Raw genomic sequence first — 14,910 nt, 5'->3', positions numbered from 1 at the left:
GCTAAGGTCGTAACCTTATAACCTTCGCCGTGTGATGCACAACACTCCCCTGACCAGCAAAGATGCGGCGCCCGCCACGCTGCAGCTCTCGGTCGACGCCGGGGTCGCGTGGGTCGAGCTGCACCGTCCCGAGGTGCTGAACTCGTTCGACGACACGATGCTGCGCGAGCTCGCCGACCTGTGGGCACGGCTGCGGGTCGACGACGAGGTGCGGGTCGTGGTCGTCACCGGCGCCGGCGAGAAGGCGTTCTGCACCGGCTACGACCGCTCGGGCCTGGACACCGAAGACACCGAAGACGCTGAAGACACCGAAGACACGGGCGACGCGGACGAGTCGACCGCGGTGCTCAAGGCGAGCAGCCCGTTCCTGCGCGCCGACGTCGGCGACTTCCTCGGCCCCAAGTCGTGCGGCCTGTGGAAGCCGGTCGTCGCCGCGGTCAACGGCATCGCCTGCGGCGGCGCGTTCTACCTGCTCGGCGAGTCCGACATCATCATCGCCGCCGACCACGCCACGTTCTTCGACCCGCACACGACGTTCGGCATGCCGGCCGTGTTCGAGCCGCTGCACCTGCTGCGCCGCATGCCGCTCGGCGAGGTGCTGCGGCTGGCCCTGCTCGGCTCGGCCGAGCGGATGTCGGCCCGGCGCGCGCACGAGATCGGCCTGGTGTCCGAGGTCGTGCCGGGCGACCGGCTACGGGCGGCGGCCGGCGCCGTCGCGGCGACCATCGCGGCCCTGCCACCCCTCGCGGTCCAGGCGACCCTGCGCGCCATCTGGATCGGCTCCGAGATGGCGCCGGGCCAGGCGCTGGGCGTCGCGCACGCGCTGGTCGCCGCCGGCACCGACCCGGCCGCCCTGGCCGCCGGGCAGCAGGCGTTCCGGACCGGCAACCGGCCCCGGTGGCGGCTGCGATGATCGACTTTTCCCTGTCGAGCGAGCAGCTCGACCTGCGGGCGGGCCTGACCGCCCTGCTCGCCGACCACTCCACGCCGGCCCGCGTCCGGGCGGCCGAGCCGCTCGGCTTCGACCCCGCGCTGTGGGCCGTGCTCGGGGACTTCGGCTTCCCCCAGCTGGCGGGCTCCCGCGACGGGACACCGGCCGGGCTGGCCGAGCTCGTCATCGCCGCCCAGGCCGCCGGGGCCGCCCTCGCCTCGGCCCCGCTGGTGGAGACCCTGGTCGCGACCCGCCTGCTCGACCGCCTCGGCCGGGCCGACGCCGGCACCGACCTGGTGACGTTCGCACCGCGGCCGGCCGCCGGCGGCGTCGCCCGCACGGTGCCGTGGGCGGCGGTCGCCGACCGGGTCATCGCCTGGGACGAGGGCCGGATCGTCGCGTCCGGGCCCGGCCACGACGTCACCACGCCGAAGCAGACCCTGTCCGGGCTCGCGATCGGCCACGTCGACCTCACCGGCGCGACGGTGCTCGCCGACGGGCCCGAGGCGGCCGCGCTCTTCGCCGAGGCCGCGGCCGACTGGCAGGTCCTCACCGCGGCCGGCCTGGTCGGCATCGGCACCACCGGCCTGCACCTCGGCGTCGAGTACGCGAAGACCCGCCACCAGTTCGGCCAGCCGATCGGCGCCTTCCAGGCCCTGGCCCACCAGCTCGCCGACGCGGCGACGCTCGTGGACGGGGCCGAGCTGCTCGTCCTCGAGGCGGCCTGGGCCGGCGACACCGGCAGCCCCCGGTGCCTCGGCCTGGCCGCGATGGCGTACACGTTCGCCGGCCGGGCCGCCCGCCAGGCCACCGACCGCAGCCTGCACGCCCACGGCGGCTACGGCTACACGATGGAGTACGACATCCAGCTCTACTTCCGCCGCGCCAAGGCGCTGGGGCTGCTGGGCGGCGGCGACGGCGACGAGACCGTCGTCGCGCTCGCGCTCGCCGACACCGACGAGGGGCGGCCGTAGATGGACTTCGAACCGTCCGACGCGCAGCTTCGGTTCCGGACCGAGATCCGGCAGTTCCTGGCCGAGCTGCCGCCGGCGACCTCGGCCGCCGTGCACGACTCCGGCACGCTGCACAGCTGGAGCGTGCACCGCGCCATGGCCGAACGGGGCTGGCTGAAGGCGGCCTGGCCGGTCGAGCAGGGCGGGCAGGGCCGCGACCCGTTCGAGATGGCGACGCTGAACGAGGAGTTCGCCCGGGCCGGGATCCCGATCGAGGGCTGGCTCATCTCCGAGCTGGTGGCCAAGACGCTGCAGATCGTCGGCACCGAACAGCAGCGGCACGAGGTCATCCCGGCCATCCTCAGCGGCGAGATCCTCATGTGCCTCGGCTACTCGGAGCCCGACTCGGGCTCCGACGTCGCCGCCGCCCGCACCCGGGCGACCCGCGACGGCGACGGGTGGGTCATCGACGGCCAGAAGATGTTCACCACCATGGCCCACGAGGCGAGCCACGTCTTCCTGCTCGCCCGGACCAACCCGGACGTGCCCAAGCACCGCGGCCTGACGATGTTCCTGGTGCCGCTCGACGCGCCGGGCGTCGAGGTGCGCCCGGTGCACACGCTCGGCGGCGAGCGCACCAACGCGACGTTCTACGAACGGGTCCGCGTCCCCGACAGTGCCCGGGTCGGCGAGGTCGACGGCGGCTGGGACGTCATGATGGTGGCGCTCGCCTTCGAGCGGCAGCCCGCCGCGGCCGGGCACCTGCTGCACCTGGTCGACCGGGCCATCGCCTGGGCCCGCAGGCCCGACGCCGGCGGCCGGGCGCCCATCGAGCGGCCGGAGGTGCGGGCCTGCCTCGCCCGCGCCTACACCGACCTCGAGGTGAGCCGCCTCATGGGGTACCGCATGACCTGGCTCACCGCGCGGGACGTCCTGCCTCACACGCAGGGGTCGCTGGCCAAGCTGTTCAGCTCGGAGGCGCTCATGCGGGCGGCGTCGTCCCTCGTGGACGTCGTCGGCGCGGACGGGCTGCTCGCCGGCCACGGCACCGAGGCGCCGGCCGACGGCTGGATCGAGCACGAGTTCCGGCACTCGGTCGTGACCACCATCTACGCCGGCACCAGCGAGATCCAGCGGGGCATCATCGCCGAGCGCCACCTCGGCCTCCCCCGGGCGCAGGCCAGGCGGGCGAGCGCATGACCGGTTCCGGAGCGAAGCGGAGGAGGCCGGTCATCATCGGCTCAGTGTGGAAGGCATGCGGCCGGAGCGAAGCGGAGGAGGCCGGTCATCATCGGCTCAGTGTGGAAGGCATGCGGCCGGAGCGAAGCGGAGGCAGCATGACCGGTCCGGAGCTAAGCGGAGGCAGCATGACCGGTGCCGTGGAGGACGTGACCCAGCAGGTGCGCTGCACCGTCGCGGACGGCGTGGCCCGGATCGTGTTCGACCGCCCCGAGAAGCGGAACGCGCTCGGACCACCGCAGCGCGAGCGACTGATCTCGCTGCTGGCGCAGGCCGGCTCGTCGGTCGAGATCCGGGCGGTCGTGCTCTCGGCCGTCGGACGCGCGTTCTGCGCCGGCGGCGACCTCAGCCTCCCCCGCCGCGATCCGGTGGCCGGCCGGCCGGCCCGGGTCGTGGGCGAGACCGGTCCCGCCGTGCGCAGCGCGCAGGCCCTCATCGCGGCGGTGCTCGACTGCCCCAAGCCGGTCATCGCCGCCGTGAACGGGGTGGCCGCCGGCATGGGCGCCCAGCTCGCCCTCGCCGCCGACTTCGTCGTGGCCTCGCCGCAGGCCCGGTTCGCGGAGCTGTTCATCACCCGCGGCATCGTGCCCGACGCCGGGGCCGCGTACCTGCTCCCCCGCGTCCTCGGGCTGCACCTCGCGAAGCGGCTGCTGCTGCTCGGCGGCGACCTGTCCGTCGCGGAGGCCGAGCGGCTGGGCATCGTGCACCAGGTGGTCGAGCCGGAGGAGCTCGACGCCGCCGCCGGAGCGCTGGCCGCCCGGCTCGCGACCGGGGCGACCATCGCGATCGGGCTGGCCAAGCGCCTGCTGAACCGGTCGCTGGACGCGGACCGGGTCGCGGCGTTCGACCAGGAGGAGATGGCCGTGGCCATGAACGTGTGGACCGAGGACAGCGCCGAGGGGTTGCGCAGCTTCGCCGAGAAGCGCGACCCGGTCTTCCGGGGGTGGTGAGACGATGCCAAGGCCCACCGACATCGGGGTCATCGACCTGATGATGGGCATCCCGAAGGGACCCGGCGACGACAGCTGGCGCCGGTTCCTCGGCACCCAGCTGCGCGACCAGGAGAGCCGCGAGACGTACCGGTTTCCCGCCGAGTACATGTTCAAGGGCCTCCCCGACCAGCGGTTCAGCGCCGACGGCGCCAGGGCCGTGCTGCTGGAGATGGACCGCTGGGGCGTCGAACGGGGCATGATCACGGTCAGCTTCGACGACGAGCTCGCGGTCGCCGCGCTCAAGGCCCACCCCGACCGCTTCCTCGGGGCGTTCCCGGTCGACCCGAACGCCGGGATGGAGGGCGTGCGGGCGCTGCGCCGGGCGGTCGAGGAGCTCGGCGTGGTGGCGGCGAGCGCGATGCCGAGCGGCCTGAACCCGCCGGTACCCATCAACGACAAGCGGTTCTACCCGCTGTACGCGGCCTGCATCGACCTGGACATCCCCATCTTCGTCTGCGCCGGCGTGCCCGGGCCCCGCATCCCGTTCGCGGCCCAGGAGGTCGCCCTCATCGACGAGGTCTGCTGGTTCTTCCCCGAGCTGCGCTTCGTCACCCGCCACGGCTGCGAGCCGTGGGTGGACCTGGCCGTGAAGCTGCTCCTGAAGTGGCCGAACCTGTACTACTCGACCAGCGCCTTCGCGCCGCGCTACTACCCGAAGCAGATCCTCGACTTCGCCAACACCCGCGGCGCGGACAAGGTGCTCTACGCCGGGTACTTCCCGATGGGCCTGTCGCTGGAGCGCATCTTCACCGAGCTCGACGACCTGCCGCTGCACGAGCACGTGTGGGAGAAGTTCCTGCGCACCAACGCGCTGCGGGTGCTCGGCCGGGGTGCGGCATGACCCGCCGGGCGATCGTCGTCGGCACCGGCTTCGGGTTGCGGGTGCACGTGCCGGCCCTGCGGGCGGCCGGCTTCGAGGTGGCCGCCCTGGTCGGCCAGGACGCCGAGCGGACGGCCCGCCGGGCCGCCCGGGTCGGGGTGCCGGCCGGGTTCGACGCCCTCGAAGCCGCGTTGGGAGCCACCGGCGCCGACGTCGTCACCATCGCCACGCCGCCGGACACCCACGCCGAGCTCGCCGGGCTCGCGATCGCGGCCGGTCGGCACGTCATCTGCGAGAAGCCCCTCGCCCTGTCCGTGGAGCAGGCCGAGGCGATGGCGAAGGCGGCCGACGCGGCCGGCGTCGTCGCGCTGGTCGGCACCGAGTTCCGGTGGGACCCCGCGATCGAGGCGGTCCGCGACGCGATCGCCACGGGCCGGGTCGGCCGGCCGCACACCGCCACGATCGTGCGCTCCTACCCGATGCTGGCCGCCGCCGACGCGGGCGCGCCCGGCTGGTGGTTCGACCCGGCGCGCGGCGGCGGGTGGCTGCGGGCCAACGGCACCCACCTGCTGGACCAGCTGCAGCTCTGGCTCGGTCCGATCGTGGAGGTGTCGGCCACCCTGGGCCAGGCCGTGCCCCGGGCGGGCGGCGGCGCCGACGACGGCTACGCCGTGCTGTTCCGCACCGCGTCCGGCGCCGTCGGGGTGCTCCAGGAGTGCGCGGCGGCCTGGGGCACGCCGGTCGAGGTGACCCGCGTGGCCGGCACCGCCGGCACGGTGTCCGTCGTGGACGGCCGGGCGCACCTCACCACGCCCGACGCCTCCCACGACCTGACCCCCGACGTTCCCCCGCCCCCGTCGGCGGACCCCGGCGACGCCCGGCCGTGGACCGCGCAGGAGATCGCGTCGTACACCGGACTCGCCCGCTGGCTGCACCAGCACCTCACCGGCGCGGCCACGCCAGCCTCTCCCCGTCCGGCGACGTTCGCCGACGGCCTGGCCGTCCTCCGGGTCGTCGAGGCGATCGAGGCGTCGGCCGAGCAGCGCCGCACCGTCACGCTGGGCGGCGTCTCATGAGCCGGCGACTCGATCCGGACGCGGTCCGGCCCGGCGGCACCGCGGTGCTGACGATGGAGCTGCAGCGCGGCATCGTCGGCACCGAGAGCCTCGTGCCGCAGCTGGGCGAGCAGCTGCGCGCCGCCGGCGGCGTGGACGGCGTGCGCCGCCTGCTGGCCGCGGCCCGCCCGGCCGGGGTCGCGGTCGTGCACGCCACCGTGGCCCGCCGCGCCGGGGGCCGGCGGGCCGCCCCCAACGCGCCGATCCTGGAGCGGGCCGAGGCCATGCCGGACCACCTGCTCACCGGTTCGGTGTCGGCGCAGCTGCTGCCGGAGCTGGGGCCGGAGCCGGGCGACGTCACCGTCGAGCGGCTGCACGGCGTGACCCCCTTCACCGGTACCGAGCTCGACGCGACCCTGCGCGGCCTGGAGGTCCGCACGATCGTCCTGGTCGGCGTGTCGGTGAACATGGGCATCCTGGGCGCCTCGATCGAGGCGGTGGGGCTGGGCTACCGCGTGGTGGTGCCGGTCGACGGGGTGGCCGGCGTCCCGGCCGACTACGCGGCCGACGTCATCCGGTACAGCCTGCGCCACCTGGCGACGCTGTCCACTGTGGACGAGGTGGTGGCGGCATGGACCTGAGCGGACGCGTCGCCGCCGTCGCGGGCGTCGGCCCGGGGCTGGGCCGCGAGCTCGCCCTGACCTTCGCCGAGGCCGGCGCCGGCCTGGCCCTGCTGGCCCGCCGGAGCGCGTATCTGGACGAGGTCGCGGGCGAGGTGGGCACGGCGGCGCTGTGCCTGCCGACCGACCTCACCGACCGGGCCGCCTGCGCCGAGGCCGCCCGGCGCGTCGGCGAGCGCTACGGCGCGGTCGACGTCCTGGTGCACAACGCGTTCTCCCGGCCGCCACTCGGGTCGCTCGGCGAGCGTTCGGCCGCCGACTGGCACGCCGCGGTCGACGGCAACATCCTGTCGGCGACCAACCTGCTGTACGAGCTGCTGCCGCTCATGCAGGGCCGGCGGGCGTCGATCGTCCTGGTCAGCTCCATCTCGGCCCGCCAGCCGTACCCGGACTCCGGCATCTACGCGGCCATGAAGTCGGCCATGCTCACCCTGGTCCGGGTGCTGGCCCACGAGCTCGGCCCGCACGCGGTCCGGGTCAACGCCGTGGTCCCCGGCTACATCGAGTCGGACAACCTCGAGGCGTTCTTCGCCGACGCCGGCACCCGCCGCGGCACGAGCGCCGCGCAGGCCCGGCTGGACGCCGAGGCGACGACCTGCCTCGGCCGGTTCGTCACCGCCCGCGAGGTGGCCGACGTGGTCGCCTTCTTCGGCTCGGCCGCCTCCGCCGGCGTGACCGGGCAGACGCTGGACGTCAACGCCGGCCAATGGTTCGGCTGACCCGCACACACCCCGCCCTGACAACACCTGGAGCGCCAGTGGACACACAGACACGGCAAGCGACCGCAGCGCCACCGCCGACGGCGGCCACCGGCGCCAAGCTGCTCGCGACGGGCGTGGAGCGGCAGTTCATCTCCGGCAAGCACCGCGTCCACGCCCTCGGCCCGCTCGACCTGCGGGTCGCCGACGGCGAGTTCGTCTGCCTGGTCGGCCCGTCCGGCTGCGGCAAGTCGACGTTCCTGCGCATCGTCAACGGCCTGCTGCCGCCGACCGCCGGCACCCTCGACCTCTGGCTCGACGAGGGCCGCTCGGCGACGTCGATGGTCTTCCAGGACTACGGCGTCCTGCCGTGGAAGACGGTCCTGGCCAACGTGCGCTTCGGCCTGGAGATGGCCAAGGTACCGCGGCGCGAGGCCAACGAGCGGGCCATGGAGTGGATCCGCCGGATCGGCCTGAGCGGCTTCGAGAAGGCCTACCCGGCCACCCTGTCCGGCGGCATGCGGCAACGGGTGTCGATCGCGCGGGCGCTCGCGGTGCAGCCGCAGATCCTGCTCATGGACGAGCCGTTCGCGGCCGTGGACGCGCAGATGCGGGTCGTGCTGCAGGAGGTGCTCCTCAAGGTCTGGGAGGAGGACCGCCGCACGGTCCTCTTCGTGACCCACAGCTTGGAGGAGGCGCTGGTCCTCGGCGACCGCGTGGTCGTCGTGTCGGCCCGGCCCGGCCGGGTGGTCAGCGACATCGCCGTGCCGTTCGGGCGGCCCCGCTCCAGCGACATCCGCCGCACGCCCGAGTTCGCGGCCCTGCAGCAGAACGTCTGGGATGTGCTGCGCGACGAGGTCCAGGCCTCGCTGGCGGCGGGAGAGGAGTAGTCATGGCCGACACAGTCACCGTCACGCCTCCCGACGAGCAGACCAGCGGACGGATGGTCCGCCGCGAGGCCTCGGCGACCCCCGAGCGGGCCGCGGTCCGCCGGCGCCGGCGCCGGCTCGTCGAGATCGTGCTCGGCTTCGGCGCCCCGGTCGCGCTGTTCGTCGTGTGGCAGGTCGCCGCCACGAGCGGCGCGGTGAACCCGCTGTTCTTCCCGCCGCCCACCGAGGTGTGGAAGGCCGCGCTCCAGCTCGTCGAGAGCGGCGAGCTGTTCGACCATCTCTGGGCCAGCCTGACCCGGGTGCTCATCGGCTGCGCCATGGGTGTCGTGTCGGGGGTGGCCGCCGGCATCGCGCTCGGCGCCTCCCGCTGGGTCCGCGCCACGCTCGAACCGCTGCTCTCGGCGCTCTACACGGTGCCGAAGCTGGCCATCTTCCCGTTGCTGCTGCTCATCTTCGGCCTCACCGACACGGCCCTCAACGTGGCCATCGGGATGACCGTCTTCTTCTTCATGTGGGTCAGCACGATGGCCGCGTTCCTGGCCGTGAGCCCCGGCCACCGCGAGGTGGCGCAGAGCTTCCAGGCCGGGCCGTGGCAGACGTTCCGCCACATCCTGCTTCCGGCCGCCCTGCCGCAGATGTTCATCGGCCTGCGGATGTCGGTCAGCGTCGCCGTGCTCATGATGGTCGGCGTCGAGTTCACCCAGGCCAACAAGGGCATCGGATATCTCATCTGGTACTCCTGGACGCTCTTCCAGGCGCCCAAGATGTACGTCGGCATCGTGGCGGTCGCCCTCATGGGCCTGCTGCTGAGCAATGTCGTCAAGTGGGTGTCGCTGCTCGTGCTGCCGTGGGCTCGCGTCGAGATCGAAGGCGGCGACCGGAACCTCCTGTAAGTCGGTTTCCCTCCCCCAGAGTTAGGAAGTCGCAATGCGTCGATTAGCCGCCATGTCCATCGTCGCCGTGTTCGCCGTCCCGCTGCTCACCGCCTGCGGCGGCGACGGCGCCACACCCGCCTCGAACTCGGCCACGACCCAGCCGGCGAGCGCGCCCAGCCCCGGCCCGACCGGGCCGAACACCCCCGCGCCCAAGCCGCTGCCGAGCGAGGTCACGGTCAACGCCTCGCTGCCCTTCCGCAACATCGAGGCGTACGCGCCGTTGCTGCTCGCCGAGTACTTCGGCGAGTTCAAGAAGGAAAACATCAAGATCAATATCCAGCTCGTCCAGACGAACAACCTCGTCGTGCTGATGCAGAAGGGCGACATCGACGTGGCGCCGGCCGCGCCGTCCGCCGGCCTGTTCAACGCCATCGCCGGCGGGGCCGACATCAAGGGCATCGGCGGGGGCGTCGGCTGGAGCCCCGCCAACCACCAGGGCTACTACGTGCGCAAGAGCCTGCTCAAGCCGGACGGCACCTTCAGCGCCTGCGACCTGAAGGGCAAGAAGGTGTCGACCGGCTCCGCGACCGGTCTCGGCTCGCCCGCCGTCGTGGAGCTGGCCGCGTACCTGAAGACCTGCAACCTCACCGTGAAGGACGTGACGATCGTCCCGCTCGGCGGCGCCGACCTGCTGGCCGGCCTCGACTCGGGCGCCGTCGACGCCGGCAACCTGAGCGACCCGGTGTGGACCACCGCCGAGACGTCCGGCCACAAGCTGATCATCCCGTTCACCGCCTCCATCACCAGCTACTGGATGGGCAAGATCCGCACCGAGAAGCCGGACGTGGCCGCGGCCATCCTGCGCGCGCTCGTCCGCACCAGCCGCACCTACCTGCAGGGCGACTACCGCAGCAACCCCGAGGTGAAGCAGGGACTCATCAAGGCGATGGGCGCGACCGAGGCGCAGCTGACCGGGCCGTCGAGCCTGATCTTCGACCCGGACTTCAAGTTCCCCATCCAGAACATCGCACCCATCGAGACGGCCTGGGCCGAGATCGGTGGCATCGTCAACTTCAACAAGCCGCTGTCCGACTCGCAGCTGTTCGACGACGGCCCGCGGACGACGGCACTGGCCGCGTAGCCGATGCCGAAGTTCCTGGCCATCGGCCACCACGGCCCGGTCGATCCCGAGCTGGGCCTGCGGATCGCCGACGTGGCCGTCGACTGGATCTCGGCCCGGCTGGCCGACGGCACGTTCGACTGCCTGTACTCGATGGCCGGCGGCGGCCGGATGATCGTCGCGAACGCGACCAGCGAGGACGACCTGCTGGCGATGCTGCGGGCGGCGCCGGACGCACCGCGGGAGTGGACGCTCACCGAGCTGTTCGACGGCATCGAGGTCATCCGCAAGTACGTCGAGTCCATGCGGTCCGGAAACGCGTGAGGTTACCTGCTGGGCGGGCCGTCGCGGCCCGCCCAGCGGCATATTTTTGCAGAGGGAGCACAGCAATGAGCGACATGTGGGCCGCCCACCTCGTGGCACCGTCGACGTTCGCCGAGGTCCGCGTCCCGGCGCCGGCCGCGGCGGCGCTCCGCCCCGGCGAGGTGCTGCTGCGGGTGCGCGCCGGCGCGATCTGCGGCAGCGACATGCCGCTGTTCAAGGGCGCCATCCAGCGCCAGGGCGGGCTGGGCAACCACCCGGACGGCGCACCGCCCGGACCGGGCTGCCCGATGCACGAGGTCGTCGGCGACGTGCTCGCCTCACGCCACCCCGCGTTCGAGCCCGGCACCACCGCGGTCGGCTGGGCCCTGGGCCAGGACGCCATCGCCGAGTTCGTCGTCACCGAGGGGGACTCGCTGGTGCCGGACGACGGCGCGCTGTCGCCCGCGAACGCGGTCGTCGCGCAGCCGCTGGCCTGTGTCATCTACGCGGTCGAGCGGATGGGGAACGTGGCCGGGCAGCGGGTCGCCGTCCTGGGCCAGGGGCCGATCGGCATGCTCTTCAGCCACGTGCTGAAGTCGATGGGCGGGGCGGCCCACGTGGTCGGCGTCGACCGCGTCGACCGGTCGGCCGAGGCGCGGACGTTCGGCGTCGACGAGTTCGTGCGGGCGTCGTGCGACCGGTGGGCGGAGTCGCTCGCCCCGCACGACCGGCCGCAGGTCGTCGTCGAGTCCATCGGGCACCAGGTCGGCACCCTCGCCTGCGCCGTGGACGCGGTCGCCGACGGCGGCCTGGTCTACTACTTCGGGGTGCCCGACGACCTGGTCTACCCGGTGCCGATGCACACGTTCTTCCGCAAGGACCTGACGCTGCGGGCCGGCACCACCAAGGACCGCCAGCGGGTGTTGCGGCTCGCCCAGCGGTACCTCCGGGACCATCCGTCCATCGTGGACGCCTATGTCACCGACCGGCTGCCCATGGCCCGCGCACAGGAGGCCTACGAGCGGGCCGCGGCACCGCGCGCCGGTCAGCTCAAGGTCGTGCTCGAGTGGTGATCGTCCCGGGCGTCGAGGAGCGGCTGGAGGAAGCCCGGCAGCTCCTCGGGCGTGCGGACGAACGCGAGCGGGTGCACGATGACGCAGTCGGCGCCGGCGTCCCACAACGCCCGCGCCTCCTCGACGACGGGCATCGCGCCGGCCTCCTCGGCCGAGCGGCCGTGCTCGACCAGCGTCGTGGCCGTCGTGACGGTGACCGCGGCCGGGTCCCGGCCGGCCCGCTCGCACTCCTCGCGGATGCCGGCGATCGCCGCGCGCACGGCCTCGATCGGCATCGGGGCCGCCCACCAACCGACGCCGAGGCGCACGATGCGCTCGACGGCCCGCGGGGTCGGGTTGAAGCCGAACGACAGCCGCAGGTCCGCGCCCTGCACCGGCACGGGCATGCTGTGCAGGTCGGTGAAGTCCAGCCGCCGGCCCGCGTGGGCCGCGGGGCCGCCGGCCCACAGCGCACGGCAGACGGCGACCTGCTCCTCGATGTAGCCGAACCGGCCCTCGAACGGCCGCTCGGTGGCCCGGTACTCCTCCACCTGCCAGCCCGCGCCGAGCCCCACGTCGAGGCGCCCGTCGCAGATGACGTCGAGCGTCGCGAGCTGCTTTGCCAGCAGTACCGCCGGGCGAATCGGCGCGACGAGGACGTTGGTCCCGAGGCGGGCGCGCCCGGTGACGGTGGCGACGGCCGCCAGCGCGGTCAGCGGCTCGAACCAGTTGGTCGAGATCGGGTACGGGAAGCCGACGGTCACGCGGTCGCGGTGGGCCTGCTCGCTGAGCGTCACGTGGTCGGGAAGCACGAGCAGGTCGACGCCCGCCCGGTCGGCGAGCGCGGCCGCCTCGAGGATGCCGGCGAACCGGCCGCCGTAGAGCTCGTCCACGCCCATCAGGTTGAACCCCAACCGCGCCATGGCGTCTCCATTTCGTTTGCTGCCAACGGATTCCCCGACCAAGCAAGTGCTTGGTAGCTTAGCCGAGAGTCGACCCGATGCCGAGGGAGAAATGATGTCGAGTGAGGATTCCGACCGCGCCGCCATCCGCGAGTTGGTGTGCCGGTACTGCCGGGGCGTCGACCGCCTGGACATGGACCTCGTCCGGTCGTGCTACCACGAGGGCGGGATCGACCACCACACCGGATTCGACGGCCCCGTCGAGGACTACATCGCGTGGGTGGAGCCGAAGCTGCGCGGCTTCGACGGAACCATGCACCTGGTGGCGAACCACCTCGTGGAGTTCGCGGGATCGCGGGCGCTGTCGGAGACCTACGGCATGGCCGTACATTGGGGGACACCGTCCGACAGCCCGAGCGTGAACTTCACGAGCGGCTTCCGCTACGTCGACGTCGTGGAACGCCGCGACGGCGAGTGGCGCATTCTCGAGCGGTACGCGTCGCGGGAGTGGACCCGCTCGGACGCCAACCTGTTCATCCCCCGCGAGGGCCCCGGCCCCGCCGGCCGCCGCGACCGCGAGGACTACGTGTACCGCCTCCGCAGCCAACTCCTGGCGCCGTGAGCGACTGACCCACGCCGTCCTGCTACCGCCGTGGGGTTCCGGTACTCGGTCGGACACACTTGACATGGCGGTGAGCGGCTGTAGAACAGACGAATGTCACATGCTGAGCGGCAACAGGCAGCCATCGACTTCCGGCAACTCCTCGACAAGGCTGCCCAGCAAGTCGCTGACCCATGGTTCGCGCTTCCGTACTCCAGTTGGAACGTAACTACGACGCAGAACGCCTACCGAGAACGGGTGTACTGCTACGAGCTGTACCACCAGATCCGCGTGCTGAGCGACAGTGATGGCCGAGCGGCTGGCGCACCGCTCTTCGTAGCATCAGGGGAGCTCAACAAGTCTGGATTGCACTCAGTGATCCAAGGCGGGAAGCACCAACCGGACCTCGTATGGCACGTGCCCGGAAACGCCCATGAGAATGCCGTCGTCGTTGAGATCAAGTCGCTGCCGGGCTTCATGAAGCACGGACCTCGCAAGGATTTGGAGACCCTCGCTGCGTTCCTGGAAGCGGGCGAGCGCAGTTACGAACGCGGCATCCTACTCATCTACGGCTCCCTCGTACCGCACCGGCATCACCATGAGGTCTACGACCAGCAATCGGGCCCGCCGCGCATCCGAGCCAGGGTTCTCGAGACTGCCGACGAACTCCAAGCAAAGGCAACCGATGAGGGGGAGACAAAGAACAGCCCTCAGGTTGCCCGCCACCGCCCGACCAAAGGCAATGCGCTGTCCGACGACGCGCGCCGACGGATCAGTGTGCTGTGGCATCCACATGTCGGGCAGAATCTCAACGACCTGGGGACCCTTGAGCGCCTTCCGATCGCGTAGAGGGCTGGGCGGTCGGACGTCTCACAGCCACCGGACGCGCAGGACGCCGGTCAGCATCGGGAGGGTGAACTCGCCGCCGGCGGTCTCCGGCCGGCTCGCGAGGTAGGCGCGGATCCGGCCGAGCGTGGCCTCGCGTTCCGGCTCCGGCATGACCAGCATCCCCGCGCGCGTCGCGATGGTCGCGGCGAGGGAGTCGGCGGTGCGGCGCTGGCCGTGCGGGAACTCGGCCTGCTCCGGCGCGCCGATGTCCGGCAGGTGCAGGGCCGCGGTCGCGGCGCGCCAGTTGCCGGCCGTGTCGCGCGGGCCGACGGCCGCGCTGCCGCCGACCCGTTCGAGGCCGGCAACCCAGTCGACCCGGTCGTCCAGGACGTTCCACAGGCCGGCGAGGACGCCGCCGGGCGCGAGGACCCTGGCGATCTCGGGCCCCGCGACGGCCATGTCGAACCAGTGCAGGGCATTTCCCGCCAGCACCGCGTCGACGGACGCGTCCGGCAGCGGTATCGCCTCGGCGCTCCCCGGCCGGGCGCGGACCGCCGGCAGCTCGCGGCGCAGCTCGGCCAGCATCCGCGGGTCCGGCTCGACCGCGATGACGTCGGCGCCGAGCGCGACCAGGGTGCCGGTCAGCTTGCCGGTGCCGGCCCCGAGGTCGAGCACCCGCGGACCGGGCGCGGCCTCCAGCGCCCAGCGCACCGCGGCCGGGGCGTAGTCGGGCCGGTGCTCGGCGTACGCGACCGCCGCCGCGCCGAACGAGGATGCCTCAGGCCGCCGCGCGTCCCGCTCCATACCGCCACCCCGTCAAGGCTCATCCACGCCGCTGGAACCGTCCTCCCCCGATCATGACAGGTCCTCCGGGTGCTGTCGTTGGTCCCGGCCGGGAGGGGACTTCGGTCCCGGGCGATCGGGGAGGTTCGGCACCGGCCGCCGGCGCGGTCCCGGGATGACGATGGTGG

17 protein-coding genes are annotated in these 14,910 nt (G+C 72.9%); 15 read left to right on the top strand and 2 right to left on the bottom strand.

The window, feature by feature from the left end:
* The first annotated feature begins 34 nt into the window (after positions 1-34).
* The 13 genes from IEZ31_RS27420 (at position 35) to IEZ31_RS27360 (ending at position 11,629) form a co-directional block, all read left to right on the top strand.
* Entirely contained in the window at positions 35-913 is an 879-nt protein-coding gene (locus tag IEZ31_RS27420) for an enoyl-CoA hydratase/isomerase family protein (RefSeq protein WP_190252874.1), read from the top strand.
* Positions 910-1,905, top strand: a complete 996-nt coding sequence (locus IEZ31_RS27415) for an acyl-CoA dehydrogenase family protein (RefSeq protein WP_190252873.1) — start codon at positions 910-912, stop codon at positions 1,903-1,905. The genes IEZ31_RS27420 and IEZ31_RS27415 overlap by 4 nt, the downstream gene beginning before the upstream one ends.
* The gene (locus IEZ31_RS27410; protein WP_190252872.1) at positions 1,906-3,084 is read left to right on the top strand and encodes an acyl-CoA dehydrogenase family protein; all 1,179 of its coding nucleotides are present in this window, start codon (positions 1,906-1,908) and stop codon (positions 3,082-3,084) included.
* Between the two features lie 167 nt (positions 3,085-3,251).
* Positions 3,252-4,073: an enoyl-CoA hydratase/isomerase family protein gene (locus IEZ31_RS27405; RefSeq protein ID WP_190252871.1), complete on the top strand. Its 822-nt coding sequence runs from the start codon at positions 3,252-3,254 to the stop codon at positions 4,071-4,073.
* A 4-nt stretch (positions 4,074-4,077) separates the two neighbouring features.
* Positions 4,078-4,956 (top strand): amidohydrolase family protein, encoded by an 879-nt coding sequence (locus IEZ31_RS27400; RefSeq protein WP_190252870.1) that lies wholly within the window; start codon positions 4,078-4,080, stop codon positions 4,954-4,956.
* Complete coding sequence (locus tag IEZ31_RS27395) at positions 4,953-6,011, top strand: Gfo/Idh/MocA family protein (RefSeq protein WP_190252869.1); 1,059 nt, start codon at positions 4,953-4,955, stop codon at positions 6,009-6,011. The genes IEZ31_RS27400 and IEZ31_RS27395 overlap by 4 nt, the downstream gene beginning before the upstream one ends.
* Complete coding sequence (locus IEZ31_RS27390; RefSeq protein WP_190252868.1) at positions 6,008-6,631, top strand: cysteine hydrolase family protein; 624 nt, start codon at positions 6,008-6,010, stop codon at positions 6,629-6,631. The genes IEZ31_RS27395 and IEZ31_RS27390 overlap by 4 nt, the downstream gene beginning before the upstream one ends.
* On the top strand, positions 6,622-7,389 hold the full coding sequence (locus tag IEZ31_RS27385) for an SDR family oxidoreductase (RefSeq protein ID WP_190252867.1): 768 nt from the start codon (positions 6,622-6,624) through the stop codon (positions 7,387-7,389). The genes IEZ31_RS27390 and IEZ31_RS27385 overlap by 10 nt, the downstream gene beginning before the upstream one ends.
* 38 nt (positions 7,390-7,427) lie before the next feature.
* Positions 7,428-8,258: an ABC transporter ATP-binding protein gene (locus tag IEZ31_RS27380; RefSeq protein ID WP_229835886.1), complete on the top strand. Its 831-nt coding sequence runs from the start codon at positions 7,428-7,430 to the stop codon at positions 8,256-8,258.
* Positions 8,259-8,260: 2 nt separating this feature from the next.
* Complete coding sequence (locus tag IEZ31_RS27375) at positions 8,261-9,151, top strand: ABC transporter permease (RefSeq protein WP_190252865.1); 891 nt, start codon at positions 8,261-8,263, stop codon at positions 9,149-9,151.
* A 52-nt stretch (positions 9,152-9,203) separates the two neighbouring features.
* Complete coding sequence (locus IEZ31_RS27370) at positions 9,204-10,274, top strand: ABC transporter substrate-binding protein (RefSeq protein WP_190252864.1); 1,071 nt, start codon at positions 9,204-9,206, stop codon at positions 10,272-10,274.
* Between the two features lie 3 nt (positions 10,275-10,277).
* Positions 10,278-10,577 carry a hypothetical protein gene (locus tag IEZ31_RS27365; protein WP_190252863.1) on the top strand — a complete coding sequence of 100 codons (300 nt, stop codon included), beginning with the start codon at positions 10,278-10,280 and terminating at the stop codon, positions 10,575-10,577.
* 65 nt (positions 10,578-10,642) lie between these two features.
* Positions 10,643-11,629 carry a zinc-binding dehydrogenase gene (locus IEZ31_RS27360; RefSeq protein ID WP_229835885.1) on the top strand — a complete coding sequence of 329 codons (987 nt, stop codon included), beginning with the start codon at positions 10,643-10,645 and terminating at the stop codon, positions 11,627-11,629.
* Here the strand turns inward: IEZ31_RS27360 and IEZ31_RS27355 are convergent.
* Positions 11,602-12,531 (bottom strand): TIGR03619 family F420-dependent LLM class oxidoreductase, encoded by a 930-nt coding sequence (locus IEZ31_RS27355; protein WP_190252862.1) that lies wholly within the window; start codon positions 12,529-12,531, stop codon positions 11,602-11,604. The two genes, IEZ31_RS27360 and IEZ31_RS27355, sit on opposite strands and share 28 nt — an antisense overlap.
* A 94-nt stretch (positions 12,532-12,625) precedes the next feature.
* Between IEZ31_RS27355 and IEZ31_RS27350 the strand changes: the two genes are divergently transcribed.
* Both IEZ31_RS27350 and IEZ31_RS27345 read left to right on the top strand, forming a co-directional pair.
* Entirely contained in the window at positions 12,626-13,132 is a 507-nt protein-coding gene (locus tag IEZ31_RS27350) for a nuclear transport factor 2 family protein (protein WP_190252861.1), read from the top strand.
* A 93-nt stretch (positions 13,133-13,225) separates the two neighbouring features.
* Positions 13,226-13,960 (top strand): hypothetical protein, encoded by a 735-nt coding sequence (locus IEZ31_RS27345; RefSeq protein WP_190252860.1) that lies wholly within the window; start codon positions 13,226-13,228, stop codon positions 13,958-13,960.
* 21 nt (positions 13,961-13,981) lie between these two features.
* Here the strand turns inward: IEZ31_RS27345 and IEZ31_RS27340 are convergent, their stop codons facing one another.
* Positions 13,982-14,743 (bottom strand): class I SAM-dependent methyltransferase, encoded by a 762-nt coding sequence (locus IEZ31_RS27340; RefSeq protein WP_190252859.1) that lies wholly within the window; start codon positions 14,741-14,743, stop codon positions 13,982-13,984.
* Positions 14,744-14,910: the final 167 nt, after the last annotated feature.

The organism is Dactylosporangium sucinum (genome assembly GCF_014647515.1).
Lineage (GTDB): Bacteria > Actinomycetota > Actinomycetes > Mycobacteriales > Micromonosporaceae > Dactylosporangium > Dactylosporangium sucinum.
Note: the sequence above shows the minus strand (reverse complement) of the source record. Positions and strands in the feature narration are given on the sequence as shown.

What these genes read in the sequence shown, in the direction of transcription:
- IEZ31_RS27420 (WP_190252874.1), top strand. Translation starts at nt 35, where the DNA reads ATGCACAACACTCCCCTGACCAGCAAAGATGCGGCGCCCGCCACGCTG.
- IEZ31_RS27415 (WP_190252873.1), top strand. Translation starts at nt 910, where the DNA reads ATGATCGACTTTTCCCTGTCGAGCGAGCAGCTCGACCTGCGGGCGGGC.
- IEZ31_RS27410 (WP_190252872.1), top strand. Translation starts at nt 1,906, where the DNA reads ATGGACTTCGAACCGTCCGACGCGCAGCTTCGGTTCCGGACCGAGATC.
- IEZ31_RS27405 (WP_190252871.1), top strand. Translation starts at nt 3,252, where the DNA reads ATGACCGGTGCCGTGGAGGACGTGACCCAGCAGGTGCGCTGCACCGTC.
- IEZ31_RS27400 (WP_190252870.1), top strand. Translation starts at nt 4,078, where the DNA reads ATGCCAAGGCCCACCGACATCGGGGTCATCGACCTGATGATGGGCATC.
- IEZ31_RS27395 (WP_190252869.1), top strand. Translation starts at nt 4,953, where the DNA reads ATGACCCGCCGGGCGATCGTCGTCGGCACCGGCTTCGGGTTGCGGGTG.
- IEZ31_RS27390 (WP_190252868.1), top strand. Translation starts at nt 6,008, where the DNA reads ATGAGCCGGCGACTCGATCCGGACGCGGTCCGGCCCGGCGGCACCGCG.
- IEZ31_RS27385 (WP_190252867.1), top strand. Translation starts at nt 6,622, where the DNA reads ATGGACCTGAGCGGACGCGTCGCCGCCGTCGCGGGCGTCGGCCCGGGG.
- IEZ31_RS27375 (WP_190252865.1), top strand. Translation starts at nt 8,261, where the DNA reads ATGGCCGACACAGTCACCGTCACGCCTCCCGACGAGCAGACCAGCGGA.
- IEZ31_RS27370 (WP_190252864.1), top strand. Translation starts at nt 9,204, where the DNA reads ATGTCCATCGTCGCCGTGTTCGCCGTCCCGCTGCTCACCGCCTGCGGC.
- IEZ31_RS27365 (WP_190252863.1), top strand. Translation starts at nt 10,278, where the DNA reads ATGCCGAAGTTCCTGGCCATCGGCCACCACGGCCCGGTCGATCCCGAG.
- IEZ31_RS27360 (WP_229835885.1), top strand. Translation starts at nt 10,643, where the DNA reads ATGAGCGACATGTGGGCCGCCCACCTCGTGGCACCGTCGACGTTCGCC.
- IEZ31_RS27355 (WP_190252862.1), bottom strand. Translation starts at nt 12,531, where the DNA reads ATGGCGCGGTTGGGGTTCAACCTGATGGGCGTGGACGAGCTCTACGGC.
- IEZ31_RS27350 (WP_190252861.1), top strand. Translation starts at nt 12,626, where the DNA reads ATGTCGAGTGAGGATTCCGACCGCGCCGCCATCCGCGAGTTGGTGTGC.
- IEZ31_RS27345 (WP_190252860.1), top strand. Translation starts at nt 13,226, where the DNA reads ATGTCACATGCTGAGCGGCAACAGGCAGCCATCGACTTCCGGCAACTC.
- IEZ31_RS27340 (WP_190252859.1), bottom strand. Translation starts at nt 14,743, where the DNA reads ATGGAGCGGGACGCGCGGCGGCCTGAGGCATCCTCGTTCGGCGCGGCG.